This is a genomic window from Kribbella sp. NBC_00482 (genome assembly GCF_036013725.1).
Taxonomy (GTDB): domain Bacteria; phylum Actinomycetota; class Actinomycetes; order Propionibacteriales; family Kribbellaceae; genus Kribbella.
Genome location: NZ_CP107881.1, coordinates 4,302,044 through 4,315,014 on the forward strand (window position 1 = coordinate 4,302,044; position 12,971 = coordinate 4,315,014).

Annotated in this window: 14 protein-coding genes and 1 pseudogene; 8 read left to right on the forward strand and 7 right to left on the reverse strand. The window is 65.8% G+C overall.

The features are described from left to right. Positions 1–54 precede the first annotated feature (54 nt). Entirely contained in the window at positions 55–615 is a 561-nt protein-coding gene (locus OHB24_RS21150) for a hypothetical protein (RefSeq protein WP_327640808.1), read from the forward strand. A 79-nt stretch (positions 616–694) separates the two neighbouring features. Here the strand turns inward: OHB24_RS21150 and OHB24_RS21155 are convergent, their stop codons facing one another. Genes OHB24_RS21155 through OHB24_RS21165 form a run of 3 tightly spaced genes read right to left on the reverse strand, consistent with a single transcriptional unit; the run spans position 695 to position 3,383 of the window. Continuing rightward, positions 695–1,276, reverse strand: a complete 582-nt coding sequence (locus tag OHB24_RS21155) for a GerMN domain-containing protein (RefSeq protein ID WP_327640809.1) — start codon at positions 1,274–1,276, stop codon at positions 695–697. Next, positions 1,273–2,685 carry a sensor histidine kinase gene (locus OHB24_RS21160; RefSeq protein WP_327640810.1) on the reverse strand — a complete coding sequence of 471 codons (1,413 nt, stop codon included), beginning with the start codon at positions 2,683–2,685 and terminating at the stop codon, positions 1,273–1,275. Before OHB24_RS21160 ends, OHB24_RS21155 begins: the two co-directional genes overlap by 4 nt. Further along, the gene (locus tag OHB24_RS21165; protein WP_327640811.1) at positions 2,682–3,383 is read right to left on the reverse strand and encodes a response regulator transcription factor; all 702 of its coding nucleotides are present in this window, start codon (positions 3,381–3,383) and stop codon (positions 2,682–2,684) included. The genes OHB24_RS21160 and OHB24_RS21165 overlap by 4 nt, the downstream gene beginning before the upstream one ends. A gap of 206 nt (positions 3,384–3,589) precedes the next feature. On the opposite strand from OHB24_RS21165, the gene OHB24_RS21170 reads away from it, so the two are divergent. Then, positions 3,590–3,901 (forward strand): STAS domain-containing protein, encoded by a 312-nt coding sequence (locus OHB24_RS21170; protein WP_327640812.1) that lies wholly within the window; start codon positions 3,590–3,592, stop codon positions 3,899–3,901. 3 nt (positions 3,902–3,904) lie between these two features. Next, complete coding sequence (locus OHB24_RS21175; RefSeq protein ID WP_327640813.1) at positions 3,905–4,345, forward strand: hypothetical protein; 441 nt, start codon at positions 3,905–3,907, stop codon at positions 4,343–4,345. A 523-nt stretch (positions 4,346–4,868) separates the two neighbouring features. Here OHB24_RS21175 and OHB24_RS21180 read toward each other — a convergent pair. From OHB24_RS21180 to OHB24_RS21190, 3 genes and pseudogenes are all read right to left on the reverse strand, one after another. Beyond that, positions 4,869–5,213 (reverse strand): hypothetical protein, encoded by a 345-nt coding sequence (locus tag OHB24_RS21180; RefSeq protein ID WP_327640814.1) that lies wholly within the window; start codon positions 5,211–5,213, stop codon positions 4,869–4,871. Positions 5,214–5,442: 229 nt separating this feature from the next. After that, positions 5,443–5,782 (reverse strand): annotated as a pseudogene (locus OHB24_RS21185) (YnfA family protein). A gap of 237 nt (positions 5,783–6,019) precedes the next feature. Beyond that, positions 6,020–6,889: an SDR family oxidoreductase gene (locus OHB24_RS21190; RefSeq protein ID WP_327640815.1), complete on the reverse strand. Its 870-nt coding sequence runs from the start codon at positions 6,887–6,889 to the stop codon at positions 6,020–6,022. 49 nt (positions 6,890–6,938) lie between these two features. Between OHB24_RS21190 and OHB24_RS21195 the strand changes: the two genes are divergently transcribed. Then, on the forward strand, positions 6,939–7,547 hold the full coding sequence (locus tag OHB24_RS21195) for a TetR/AcrR family transcriptional regulator (RefSeq protein WP_327640816.1): 609 nt from the start codon (positions 6,939–6,941) through the stop codon (positions 7,545–7,547). A 70-nt stretch (positions 7,548–7,617) separates the two neighbouring features. On the opposite strand, the gene OHB24_RS21200 is transcribed toward OHB24_RS21195, so the two are convergent. Beyond that, positions 7,618–7,716 carry an ANTAR domain-containing protein gene (locus OHB24_RS21200; protein WP_327640817.1) on the reverse strand — a complete coding sequence of 33 codons (99 nt, stop codon included), beginning with the start codon at positions 7,714–7,716 and terminating at the stop codon, positions 7,618–7,620. 529 nt (positions 7,717–8,245) lie between these two features. Here OHB24_RS21200 and OHB24_RS21205 point away from each other — a divergent pair. From OHB24_RS21205 to OHB24_RS21220, 4 genes are all read left to right on the forward strand, one after another. Then, a complete protein-coding gene (locus OHB24_RS21205; protein WP_327640818.1) occupies positions 8,246–8,866 on the forward strand; it encodes a hypothetical protein in 621 nt (206 codons plus the stop codon). Positions 8,867–9,896: 1,030 nt separating this feature from the next. After that, a complete protein-coding gene (locus tag OHB24_RS21210) occupies positions 9,897–10,796 on the forward strand; it encodes a hypothetical protein (protein ID WP_327640819.1) in 900 nt (299 codons plus the stop codon). Between the two features lie 105 nt (positions 10,797–10,901). Next, positions 10,902–11,792: a hypothetical protein gene (locus OHB24_RS21215; RefSeq protein ID WP_327640820.1), complete on the forward strand. Its 891-nt coding sequence runs from the start codon at positions 10,902–10,904 to the stop codon at positions 11,790–11,792. After that, positions 11,789–12,856 carry a toprim domain-containing protein gene (locus OHB24_RS21220; protein ID WP_327640821.1) on the forward strand — a complete coding sequence of 356 codons (1,068 nt, stop codon included), beginning with the start codon at positions 11,789–11,791 and terminating at the stop codon, positions 12,854–12,856. Before OHB24_RS21215 ends, OHB24_RS21220 begins: the two co-directional genes overlap by 4 nt. Positions 12,857–12,971: the final 115 nt, after the last annotated feature.

A 12,971-nucleotide genomic window follows, 5' to 3' on the forward strand; every position in this document is an offset into this window, starting at 1 on the left:
GATCGTCATGTGGCTGTTCGGGTGATCTCAAAGTCGAGGCCCGAAGGTTGACCTGTGACGCATGACATCGGGAACAGCAGGATTCCTGTGGCCGTGTTGACGACGTACTATCGGCGGAATCTCCTGGTCCCGGAGGCGATGCCGTTGTGTGCGCGCGATCCTGGCCATAGCCGGACGGTACGTGTGGGCGTCGGCGAATCCGCCGACAGCGACGTACCCACGCAGGTTGTCGAGGTGCGGGTCGTCGACTTCGCAGCACATGTCGCTTACCTCGAGCCCGTGACCGGGATGGGCCTGATGGTGGAACCGCGTCCGGAATCCGACATCGCGCCGGCTCCTTGGGTTGAACGGGTCACGTGGGACGGCGATCCGGTTGTTGCGTTGTCGCTGCACTCCGCGGATCGGGCGCATGCCCTGCAGCGGTTGGCGCGTGCCGGCTGGACCTTGCTCGAGGGCGAGAGCGACAGCTCCGAGTTGGCTGGGCGAACCGAAGATGGTCTTCGCGCGATCTACCTGTACGCCAACCGGACGGCTGACGGCCCACTTGTCCTCGAGGACTTTCACGCTGCATTCACGGCCCTTCGCGGCGCTGCGTGTCTTCACAATACCGCCTGAGCGCCCGCGGAACGGGAGCAGTACGCGGACAGCGACAAGTACGAGTCCACCAAGCCCGAGGCCCGACCTCGGTTTGTGATTACTGCGCACGCAGGGATTCGTAGTCGGAGGCGGTCAGTGGGTTCGTCGTGAGGGCTCCGTCGGCGAGTAGCGCCTCGACGGGGATGCCGCCCCGGGAGAACGTGACCTCCTCGACCGTTGGGAGCGCCGTGACCGAGAGGACGATCTGGCCAACTGCCAGGATGTTCTCGGTTGCGGAGCGTCCCTCCGTCGCACCGGCCAGTTCGATGACGACCCGAGTGCCCTCGGTCTTGGCAACGGTCAGGGTGAGGTCCTGCGGTAGGGCCGTCGTGATGCCGCTGGCTTGTTCCGTCTCGCTGGGCCCGGACATCAATGCACTGACGACGCCGTTGAGGCGTTCGGCCGGACCTCCAGTCGGCGCTTGTCGTCGAATACGGACCACCCTGTCGTTTCGGACGAAGTTCACCTCGACCGTGGAACTGCCGGCGGTCGTGCTCGGCTGCGGGGACGAGGGGCGGTTGGCCTCTCGCAGCTGGGACGGAACGGCCCCCGGTTCGAGGGGAACCGGGTCGGATTGGATCGGTACGCCGCAGCCGACGAGCAGCAGGACCGCCGAGAGCGCACAGACGACCGCCCTCATGACGAGTCCTCCGGCAACGATCGGTGTTCCGGAAGCCGTACGACGAAACGCGCGCCGCCGGCGGGAGACGCCGTACACCACACTGCCCCGCCGTGCGCGGCCGCGGTCTCGGCGACCAGCGCCAGACCGAGGCCGGTTCCCTTGGACGAGCCCCGTCTGGTCGCACCCGTGGCGAACCGATCGAACATCCGCTCCCGATCCTCCGGACGGACCCCCGCACCGGAGTCGTCAACCAGGATCAGTACGTCATCGTCGGTTGTGGTCACTTCCACACCGGTGAGCCCACCGCCGTGGGTTTCCGCGTTCTCGAAGAGGTTGCGGAACAAGCGACTGAGCCGTGGCTTGTCTGCGACCATGCAGACCTCAGTTGCGCCGCTGAGGATCGACGGCTCGTGTCCGACTTCGCTCAGCACCTGCCGCAACAGCTGATCGAGATCGACGACGCCGGTCGGCCGCTGGTCCAGTCCCGCGTCGGAGCGTGCAAGCTCCAGAAGATCGTCGAGGAGCCGCCGGAACCGTTGCAGATCCGCGGTCACGAGGTCGAGGACTCGTTGCGAGCGCTCGGGGAGCTCGTCGCGTCGCGCGTTCAACAGGTCGACGCTGGCGACCAGGGTGGTCAAGGGGGAGCGAAGTTCGTGACTGACGTCCGCGGCCAGCCGCGCATCGCGGTTGATCCGTTGTTGGAGCCCGTCGACCATACTGTTGAACGAGCCGACGATCGTCGCGAGCTCGGGGTCGTCGGTCGCCGCCAGCCGGCTGTCGAGTTCGCCGCCGGCGATAGAGGCGGCGGTGACAGCGACCCGGTTGAGGGGCGTGACCACAGACCGGCTCGCCCAGCCACCCAGTAGCGCACCGGCCGTCGTGGCCAGCAGCGCGCCGCCGATGAGGATGCTACTCAGCAGACGGAGCGTTCCGTCGAGCTCGGTGAGCGGAGCAATCTCGTAGAAGTCCGCTCCAACGGACCGAACCGGCACTCCGACCGCGATCGCCGGCCCGTCGCTCGTCCGGAACCGTTGCCTCGCGGGTTGTCCGGACTCGGTCTGTTCCCGGACCGAGAAAGGGACGGCGTCCCGGCCCCGGTCCAGGGTCGAGGCGTACCACTGGCCCCGCCATTTCAGGATGATCGTGTGACCCGCCGGGGTTCCCGCGGCCGTCAGGATGTCCGAGACGTCGGCGCCGGCGCTCTCCAGGCGGCGCTGGACGAAGGTCGCATCAGCGAAGGCCTGATGCTGCACAACGCGTTCACGCTGCGCCAGCAGGTAGCCGCGGGACAGCAGATAGGTGCTCGCCGCGAACACCGCGGAAACCAGCAGCGCCATCAGCCCAAAGGCGAGCACCAGCCGACGGCGCAGTCCGAGCGTGCGAGGCCGCGACCGCTGGGTCCACAGCGTCCTCGGACGTACTCTCATCGCGGGTCCAGCCGGTAGCCCATCCCTCGTACGGTGACAATGATCTGCGGTTTGCCCGGATCACGTTCGATCTTGGTGCGCAGTCTTCTGATGTGAACGTCGACGATGCGTTCGTCGCCGTAGTATCCGTGCTCCCAGACCGACTCCAGCAGAGCGGATCGGCTCAGCACCCGGCCGGCAGGTTGCGCGAGTTCGGCAAGCAACCTGTACTCCGTCACGGTGAGCGGGACGTCATTGCCGTCGAGTACGGCGGCTCCCCGCGCGGTGGACAGCACCAGGTAGTGCGCGGGGTCCGCGTCCAGGAGGACGTCGGGTTGGTTCGCCTCGGCGCTGGTGCGGAGCCGGCGGCGGAGTGCGCGCAGTCTGGCCGTGATCTCCTTTACCTGGAACGGTTTGGTGACGTAGTCGTCGGCGCCCGCCTCCAGCCCGGCGACGATATCGTGCGTGTCGGATCGTGCGCTGACGATGATGATCGGGATGTCGCTCATCCGCCGTACCTCACGGATGCAGGTGTAGCCGTCGACCTCGCCCAGCATCAGGTCGACCATCATCAGGTCGGGCATCGACGCCCGTGCCAACTCAAGGGCGGCAGGTGTGTCGGCGGCTTCTGCGACCTCGTAGCCCTCGTCCTCCAGCGCCAGGCGCAGTACGGTACGGATTCGGTCGTCGTCCTCCACGACCAGGACCTGCATCGGCATCGTCACATCTTCGCAAGTCCGCGCCGGGTTGTGATCCCGGGGACCCCCATGTCATCCGATCGTAAAGAACCTCGCGCCTCGACGTGGCATGCGCGGAGGTACGCCGTACGCCGTACGTCGTCATCGGATCGTCAAGTCGGCGCGGCTCCGATCTCAACGTCGGGAGATCACAGTGGAACTATCACTGCCAGAGCCGAAGGACAGCCATGAGCGACACGACCCGCAGCCCTCTTCCGCAGCGCGCGATCGTGACGCTGTCCGACGCCGATCTTGGCAGCGGGCTGACTGCGCTTCGTTGGCGGTTGCGCGACCTGGTGATGGACGGCACCTGCTTGGTCATCATCGACGTGACCGACCTCGACCAGATCTCGTCGACGCTACTGGCGGCCCTGCTCGACACGCATCGCGTCTGCAAGCGTCGCGGCGGAGGTGTGGTCATCCGCCACGCGAACCGGAAGATGACCGATGTGCTGCGGCGTACCGGCCTCGACCGCGTGTTCGACGTCGAGGCCGCGTGAGCCATGACTCCGTCCGAAGACGAGCGTCGCCAGCCACGGTACGTCGACGTGACGATCGTCGAGTTCGCAGTACACACGGCGTACCTCGACCCGCTCACTGGGGTTGGCTATCTGGTGATGCCGCGACCTGAGACCGATGTCGCCGCGTTCGCCGACCCGCTGGTCGAAGCCGCGTGGGCGGAGCGGCTGAACCCCTCCGCGGGGACCGAACATCTCTCACTGCACGGCGCAGACCGCGCACGAGCCCTGTCCCACCTCGCCGGACTCGGCTGGGCCTTCCTGTACGACGAGGACGGCCAGATCGAGACCGCCGGAACCACCACGGACGGCCGCCAGGTTCTCTGCATCCACGGCGACCCGACCGGAGACGACCCCACCATGGATACCCTCGACTGCGCGATCATCGCGCTCGACATCGCCGCGAACCTCAACCCCGACCGGTGAGCCGCGCAGTCTCGTAGAGCATGGTGGCCCGGACGAGTGCTGGTGACAGCCCCCTCCCCACCGTCACCAGCACCCGCATCAGCACAGCCTGGATCCCCAGGACCGGGATGGCTGCGAATCCCGCCCGAGCGAGACACCACCCACTCGAGCGCCCTCCGGTACATGGGCTCCAGGTCGCGAACGCGATCACCTGGCCGGGCGGGGAACCCACCAGAGTCGCACCCTCGCCGGTGGCGCCCCACCTGGCTGTGCTGGCACCGACTCTAGGCCCGCTGGGGTCGGCAGCGTCGGTTCGATGCCGACCATCACGAACTCTCAAAGAACGCTCAATGTGAACGTCGCGCTTGGTCCCTCATCCGGACCGCCTGGACTCAAGCGTCCCTTCGAAACAACCCCGATCCCGGGCCAGGTACTGGGATCACCCGAGCTAGCCGCGGCAGCGCAACCCAGGCACCGATAAGCATCGCGACTCCCAAAGCCCGCCGGCGACCTTCGCCGCCAAGGGGTACGAGGCCGCGTCAGGTCAGGGACGACGGCCCCAGCCGGCAGTCGCGGAGACCACAGAGGAGTTGCAGTGGCCCTGTAACTCGACGGTCCCACCATCGGGAACGATCGCCTCCCGGTGCACGTCAGCATCCCACCAGGCATCGCACACGACGTCGAGCGTCATCGTCCACGCCCCAGTGTTGCGCAATCGCGTGCACTTGCCGTGACCCCACTCACCGGAGATCCACGCCGTGCAGTTCGCCCCGGACATCGGCGATGCCGCTGGTGCCGGAGACGCCTGTGCCGCTGCGGTCGGACCGGCCAGACCACCACCGAGCAGGCCAACCGTCGCGAGTCCGACCATCAAAGACTTCCGCTTCATATGATCTCTCCCTCCACGGTGACGGTCGCTCGACTGTCGGCCGTCTCCTGACAAGACTCAACCGCGCCGACCTTTCAATCCGCTTTCAACCTGGGAGAGCCTGGACATCGGGCGGCTGGTGTAGACGGTGTCCGACACGACGCCCGTACTGTGTGTGACCGCAGGCCTGCGACCGGCACTCCACTTCCGGCATGGTGAAGCTGGAGGTGGGCGCTGGCGGTCTGGTGGGTCAGGCGGCGTTCCGCGGGCCGTACATGATCACCGCGACGCCGATCAGGCAGACCACCGCGCCCGCAACGTCCCACCGGTCCGGGCGGAAGCCGTCGACGAGCATTCCCCAGGCCAGTGAGCCGGCGACGAAGATGCCGCCGTAGGCGGCCAGGATCCGCCCGAAGTTCGGGTCAGGCTGGAAGGTCGCGACGAAGCCGTAGGCGCCGAGGGCAAGGAATCCGCCGACGCTCCACCACAGGCCCTTGTGTTCGCGCCAGCCTTGCCAGATCAGCCAGGCGGCCCCCGATTTCGGCGACGGCGGCGAGCACGAACAAAGCGATGGACTTGGCGATCGTCATGAGTCAGAACGTATCGACCGGTGCATGGTTGCCGGTGCCGGCCGTGGTCCGCGGCGTCGTAACCGGCATGCCGAGATCGACCGGCCCCACGACAATGCCCTACCCCCATGAGCGACCAACCAAGCTCAATCCGGCGTGCTTCATCAGGCGCCGCAGGTCAGATGCTCAGGCGACCCTGGTCGTCCCCGTATCGCCTAGGTTGCGATCGGTCTGGTCCTGACGCGCATGGTCGTCGCCTCAGCGTGCGGTGGCGAGGTCTTGGAAATACGTGTCGATATGGTGCTCTCCGTACTGTTCGCCGACGGCGTCTTGGGCGAGGCCGTCGGCGAAGAACTGGGCGAGATTCGCGGGCCGTCCGCCAACTCTGGTGGCGATCCAGACGGCTGCCTGAACTGCTCGCATCGGGATCGTGACGGTGCGACACCGCTTTCCTAGCGCTGCGGACGCGAACTGGGCAATTTCGCGATACGTCAGTACGTCGGGGCCACCGATGTCCCAAGAACCGCTGCCGTCTCCAAGCCGCTCGACACAGAACCGAGCGAGGTCGGCACCATGGATGGGAGCAACCTTCACGTCCGGCCTGGGTGGCAGGACCGTGAGACCTGTGCGGGCCATCCGCAGTATGCCGGTGAGGTCCGAGAAGTACCCCGAGGGATTGATCACCTGATGGGCCAGCGGCGAACGGGTCAGTACCTCGGCGAAGGCTGCCTTGGATCGCATGATCAGGGAACGGCCGGCCGATGCGTGCATCACGTTGACGTAGAGGAACGAACCGGAACTCTCACGCTCAGCGTCCTCCAGAAGCCGGAGATTGGCCAGGTAGTCGACGTCCCACGGGTTGGCCTTCTGGCGCGTTATGCCAAGAGCGGATATCACTCGCTGAGCGCCCTGACATGCCCCGTGCACGAAGGCGGGATCTGTGACGTCTCCTTCAAGCCATTCGTCGACATGACCTGACAGCGAAGGTGAACCATACGGGCCCGGTTCCTCCGCGCGTGCACGAGATCGAACGATCGCGCGGACCCGATACCCCCTGCTGGACACCGTCGCTACCAAGTGTCTGCCCAGGTAGCCAGTTGCCCCGGCCACAACGGCGAGCTCTTCCATCATACCTCCATTCATGGACCAATCGGTCCACGAATGCTACGTTAGCACCATGGCGAGAACCCCACAGCCCCTCGACCCTGCACGTGAGGAAGACCTACTCGTCACCTCCGCACGTCACTTCGCGTCAGCGGGATTCACCGGCACCTCCCTGAATTCCGTGATCGCGGAGGCGGGCTGGGGAAAGAGCTCCTTTTACCACTACTTCTCGAACAAGCGCCTCCTGCACGATCACGTAGTACGGACCCTGGCAGCGCGCCTCGTCGAGGGCGTTCAGGTACCCGAAGTCGAGAAGCTCTCCGCTGCTCAGTTCTGGACTGCCATGGCCGACCTGCTCGACGCGCTCGGTCGTGCGGCAACACGTCACCCTGAGACGTGGTACCTCGGCGAAATGTTCCACGGCCCGACCAGCGAGGACGACGGGCGTCTGCAAGACCTGCGCGAGCAGGTTGAGCTTTGGCTTCGCCGAGCGATCATCCACGGCCGTAGCGCCGGCGTAGTCCGCGACGACCTCCCCGAGAAGCTCCTGATCGAGCTAACGCTGGCCGTGCTGCAAACCCTCGATCGCTGGGCCGTTCGCCACAGGCTTCACTCCCCAGGTGGTCCCGCCGCACCGAGTCTCTCCATACAGCTCGTTCGCGACCTCATCGAACAACGGTGACGGATGATGCTGCGGCCTTCGTGGAACTCGTCAGACTTGGGGAGTCGGCGGCTGGCAATCCGGTGTTCGACTACATCGCGGAGTTGGTGTTGGAGTTCTGGGAGTAGCGCCTGAGAACCTGGAAGGCCTGGTCACTTGTCAGGTTGTAGCGCTCCGTCAGGAGGCCCATCGCTTGGCCGACCACCTTCCGGGCGTCGACCGCGACTGTCAGGTGCTCCTCGCGCCGGGCGGTCGCGCACGAGGTCCGGCACCGCGACCGCCGCTCGATCGCGCATGCACTGCACCACGGCCCGCCTGCTCCGCTCGAACTCGTAGATCTCGGCGACGACCGGATCGGTGACCGCCGGAATCTCCAGGCCGCCGCCCGAGGTATACAGGGCCACGCCGACGTAAGCGGACTGGCCACCGCCGCTACGGCGTCGCCCCTGAATATCTCAACATCGACGGCGACTGGAAAGACGTCGCCCCTTACCAGCGCACCGCCACGTAGGCCCACGCTCGAACTCCGCAGAACAGACAGTCCGGGGGGTACATGGGCGGGCTGATAGCCCGAGGTCCCGGTTGAATGGCGTCGGTGAGCGTTGCATGATGCTGGTATTCCCTCCACTGCGCTCGGCGCGGAGGGTGGGGCGAGCGGTGGTGAGTATCGGATGGCCGTGATGGAGAGCTTGGCCGGCCCGAGGTCTCCCTATCGGAGCGTGTGGCTTGCAGTTGCTGCGATCCTGCTGGCGGTCGGTGTGGCCGCAGCCGTCCTGTTCATCAGCTTGTCGACCGTCCTGATCGTGCTGGGGCTGGTGATCCTTCTGTATGGCTCGATGCATTTCAGTGCTGCCGCCTGCATGGAGAAAGATCCGAAGCCGCAGGCGCTGATCGTCCCGGCTTTCAGATGGTCAGTACGCGTCGGAGTCGTGGTGCTCTCCCTGATCGGGTACGCCGCATTCGCCGGACCGGCTTCTTCCCTGCTCCTGCTGGTCGTCGCAGGTACGTCCCCGCGAGTAGTGGCCTACCTGTCGGATCCGACGGAGGCTCCGTCCCAGTTGGACGGATCCCAGGTTGACGCCGTACCAGAGGCCGCCCCGACTGTGCGAAGGGGCGCTGCCGATCTGTCCGTCGAGGAGTTGTGTCTGGCTTGGCGCCGAAGCTTCTCCGAACTGCGCAGTGCGGCCACCGCTGAGGAGCGTTTCGCGCTGGTGAGCACACGAGACGAAGTCCTCGGCGAGCTGGAACGTCGAGATCCGCAGGCATTCTTGGACTGGCTCGGCTCCGGACCACGAGCCGCCGGAGACCCCACCCGCTACTTCATCCACCGAGCAAACTGACTGCCTGCTCGCGCTCGGCGCGAGCGCTGTACGGCGTCCGTAAGGGACCGCCGTCCGTTGAGGATCGAGTAAGGCGCCGGCTGCCGTCGTGATCGCAGGCGGGCTGTGCCGGTGAGTTCTTACACTGCCTTCTCATGAGTTTCGGCACCGCGTGTGCGAGTTCCGGCTCGGCATGACGATGAGTTTGACTGCAGCTGAAATGGTGCTGGCAGATGCGCCCGCAGGTGTTAACGGAGGCTGCGCCGTCATCAGAGCCAGTGTGTGCTGCATTCATGTTTCGGCTTCCGGGCGACGCTTCCGCCACTTCGCCGCAATGCTGGGTCACACCGTCGATTTCCGTGAGCTCCAGCGCTGCGGTGTCCCGAGCGGCGCCTGCGGGACTTGCCGAGCCCTGTCGCGGCTGCGACGGACTGTCGGGACCTCGGCCGGGCATGGCCGATCAGTCTTGGTCGGGTGGTAGCGCCGAATCGCGTGGTCCACCTGGTCGCTCCACACCAGTGGCGGGGTCAGCAACTGTGTGAGTTGGAGGAGATGTCGCTGTACGAGATCCCACTGCGGCGACTAGCAGATCCTGGATCGCGCCGTCCCGGTTCTTTGGTGGGCCGCTGCGCTCGATTGTCGGGATCATGGACTCTGATACGACTGATACTGAGACGGACAACGCTCGGTTACTCCCTCCTCCCGAGGAGCTCGGGCATGGCAACGCCGTGTGGAGTACCCGGAGGCTCATTGAACTGCTTGACGACGCGATCGATGCCGCGGGTACCCATCTGGCTCGTTCGGCTGGGCTGTGGGCGGATTCTCCGGATGCGCTCGATCAGCGCGAGCGGCAGGTCGTACTGCGACGCCCGCGTGCGCTGACGGCGCGGGAGTTGCTAGAGGATCAGGACAAGGACCACCCCATGAGTCCGATCTGATCGGGCGCACGTCGTCGGGGCCGTATGTCCTTGATGTTGCGTTCCAGGTTCTGCTCGTGACCTGGTGGAGATGAGCTTCGAGGCAGTCAGTTGTGGATGCTTCGGAGGTTTTGGTGAGTTCTCAGGCGTTTGGGCTGTCGATCGATGAGCGGCGGCGGTTGCTGGCGGTGAATGCTGCGGCTGCGCAGTTCTTCCGGCGGGAGTTGCTGCGGGCAACGACCGGCTGGCCGTTGGAGTATTTGCGGGCCTATGGGGCCGACTGGGTGTTGTCGACGGAGTCGCCGTGGAGGGTGGGGTACGCGCCGCAGTCCTTCTCGAACCTGGTTGATCATCTGCAGGAGCAGGGGTTTGGGTTCGGGACGATGGCACTGGCTGGCCTGCTGGACTGGAGCAAGCACGGTGATGCGGTCGATCTGCACCAGGACAAGTTGATGCTGGTCGCCCATGATCGGCGGTCGTCACCAGTTGGGTTTGTCAGCATCGGGTCCGATGGTGTGGCGGGGTCAGCGACTACGGTGACTCCGGTGCATCGGCCGTCGAACGTTCTGGTTGGGGCTGTGGAGCAGCGCAGTCTGCTTGCAGGTGGTGCGATTCCGGTGATCGTGGATGAGCCGGTGGATGCGATCGCTGTGTCGAACGTCGGCGTACAGGCCGGTGGGCAGTGGGCTGGCATCCCAGTGTGTAGCGGTGGCTTGTCGACGGCCCAGGCGAACATGCTGCGCGAGTTCAGTACGAGCGACAAGGTGGTCGTCGTCCTGGCCGGGAGCGAGGTGGAGCGGAATCAGTCGGCTGGCTACTTGCTCGATCTTGCGTTCTCCTTCGACCGAGTGCGAGCTGTTGCGTTGCCTCCGGGGGAGTCGTTGGCTGGTTTGGCGCAGGAGTCCGGGGCCAAGCGCGTGCACGACCTACTGCTCAAGGCGCGTCCATTGATGACATATCGGGCCAGCGGCAGCGGATTCGCGGCGCTGCGGACCACAGATCTGGATCCGCCCGGGCCGGGGCCTGGGCTCTGATTGGCGTTGCTGCGTTGGAGTTCCTGGAAGTCGTGATCCGGGTTCGGTAGTGGGTGATCTGAAGAGATCTTCGAGGCCGGATGTGTTCGGCTTTCGGAGGTTTCGGTGAATGATCTTGGGTTTGCGATCACGATGGAGGAGCGACGGCGGTCGCTGGAGGCGGTCGTCTCCGCTGCGCAGTTCTTTCGGGGTGAGTTGCTTCGGGCAACGGGTTGGCCGTTGGGGTTCTTGAAGGGAGCGCGGATCGAGCAGGTGCTGTCGGTGGACTCGGGCTGGAAGGTCGGGTACGCCCCGGACACCTTGACGAGTTTGGTCGACCATTTGGCAGCTGAGAACTTCGCGTACTCGACGATGGAAGGTGCGGGATTGGTCAACCGCGCCGGCGACGCGGACGTCACGGACCGTTTCCGCGATCAGCTCGTACTGGTTGCCAGGGACGCGCAGTTGCATCCGACAGGGTTCATCGGCATCGGGAGAGATGGCCGGGCTCAATCTCTGAGCCCGGCTACGGCGATTCATCAGCCGTCCAACGTCCTGGTTGGAGTCGCGGAGCAGCTAGATCTTCTGCGGAGCGGGGCGGTTCCGGTGATCGTGGACAACCTGGTCGACGCCATCGCCGTGTCGAGCATGAGTCGGGCCACGGAAGGCCAGTGGGCCGGGGTTCCGGTCTTTGGCGCCGGATTGTCGACCGCGCAGGTGAGGATGCTGCGCAAATTCAGCCTCGGGGACACAGCGATCGTCATCGCCCACGGCGACGAGCATCGTCAGAAGCTGACAACCAGCTACCTGTTCGATCTGGCGCTGTACTACGACCGCGTCCGCGCGGTCGTTCTGCCGCACAGCCCGAGCAGCATCGTGAGCTCCGCGTACGGCCCGCAGATCATGAACGACCTGCTGACCACGGCGCGGCCGATCCTGACCTATAAATTCGGTGGCGCGGCATCCGCGAACCTCGCCGGTGATCCAGAGCCACCGGATCGCGGACCAGACCTGTGAACGATCGGCTGTACGACGCTCACATCGTCGCCGCGTCCTTCTACCGACAGCAACTCCACGACAGGCCTAGCGGTTGGGCGGCCGAGCACCTACGAAACCGCGGCCTGGGTGCGGTGCTGGCGCGAGACTCCGAATGGTCGGTGGGCTACGCGCCCGACGGCTGGTCGCAGCTGGTCGGCCATCTGCGGGGCGCCGGGTTCGACGACGCGGAGATCGTCGCGGCGGGTCTGGCCTTCGTGACCAGCAACGGCTACCTGGTCGATCGGTTTCGAGACCGCATCATGTTCTCGACCCACGACGAGGAGCTCCGCCCGGTCGGCTTCATCGGGCGTGCCGCCGGCGATCGACTGCGCTACCTGAACACGCGGAACACTGAGATCTACTCCAAGGCGCGCTCGCTGGTCGGACTTGACGCTCAGGTCGAGCGGTTGCAGGCGGGCGCGGTGCCGGTATTCGTCGAGGGCACGATGGACGCGCCGGCGGTCAGTCTTGCTGGAGACGAGTGGGCCGGCGCGGGTTGCTGCGGTACGGCGATCACGCACGAGCAGGCCCTGATCGCGCGATCGCACTCGCGGACAGGCATGGTAGTCGTTGCTCTGGACGGTGACCTTGGCGGTCGGATTGGCGCTGTGCGGAGCCTGCCAGTGCTGTCGGATGTGTTCGACGAGGTGCTCTTTGCGCGGCTGCCGGACAAACAGGACCCGGCTGCGCTGCACGCGGCCGGAGGAGACCTGCTGCGTGACGTCTTGGGGTCGGCGCGCCCCTTGGCCGACCTCGCGATCGAAGTCGAGCTCGCGAAGTGGAGCAACGTGCTGGACCACCTCAGTGGCCAGGTCAACGCTGTCCGAGCGGTAGCGCCGTTGGTGGCGAGCCTGCCCGCCGGCCGGGTTGCCGACGAGGTCGCGAGGCTCGCGCTGATCGTGCACCTGGACGAACATGTCGTGTCGCGCGAAGTACTCGCGGCAGTCGGCCATCGGACGCACACCCGCTCGCGGCAACGAGCAGGTGAGCGGTCCGGCGCAGATCCGGAGATCGACGTACCGCAGATCTGCAGAGATCTGTGACCTGATCTGTGGTCCGCCAACAAATCTGCGGCAGACGTCCGCCGACGACGCACGACCGGGCGCAAGCCTCGGCTACCATCTGGCACGCCGGACCCACGCCCGCACATGCCGATGA

Coding starts and splice junctions, on each gene's coding strand:
- OHB24_RS21155 (WP_327640809.1), bottom strand. CDS start 1,276: ATGAGGGCGGTCGTCTGTGCGCTCTCGGCGGTCCTGCTGCTCGTCGGC.
- OHB24_RS21160 (WP_327640810.1), bottom strand. CDS start 2,685: ATGAGAGTACGTCCGAGGACGCTGTGGACCCAGCGGTCGCGGCCTCGC.
- OHB24_RS21165 (WP_327640811.1), bottom strand. CDS start 3,383: ATGCCGATGCAGGTCCTGGTCGTGGAGGACGACGACCGAATCCGTACC.
- OHB24_RS21170 (WP_327640812.1), top strand. CDS start 3,590: ATGAGCGACACGACCCGCAGCCCTCTTCCGCAGCGCGCGATCGTGACG.
- OHB24_RS21175 (WP_327640813.1), top strand. CDS start 3,905: ATGACTCCGTCCGAAGACGAGCGTCGCCAGCCACGGTACGTCGACGTG.
- OHB24_RS21180 (WP_327640814.1), bottom strand. CDS start 5,213: ATGAAGCGGAAGTCTTTGATGGTCGGACTCGCGACGGTTGGCCTGCTC.
- OHB24_RS21190 (WP_327640815.1), bottom strand. CDS start 6,889: ATGGAAGAGCTCGCCGTTGTGGCCGGGGCAACTGGCTACCTGGGCAGA.
- OHB24_RS21195 (WP_327640816.1), top strand. CDS start 6,939: ATGGCGAGAACCCCACAGCCCCTCGACCCTGCACGTGAGGAAGACCTA.
- OHB24_RS21200 (WP_327640817.1), bottom strand. CDS start 7,716: ATGGGCCTCCTGACGGAGCGCTACAACCTGACAAGTGACCAGGCCTTC.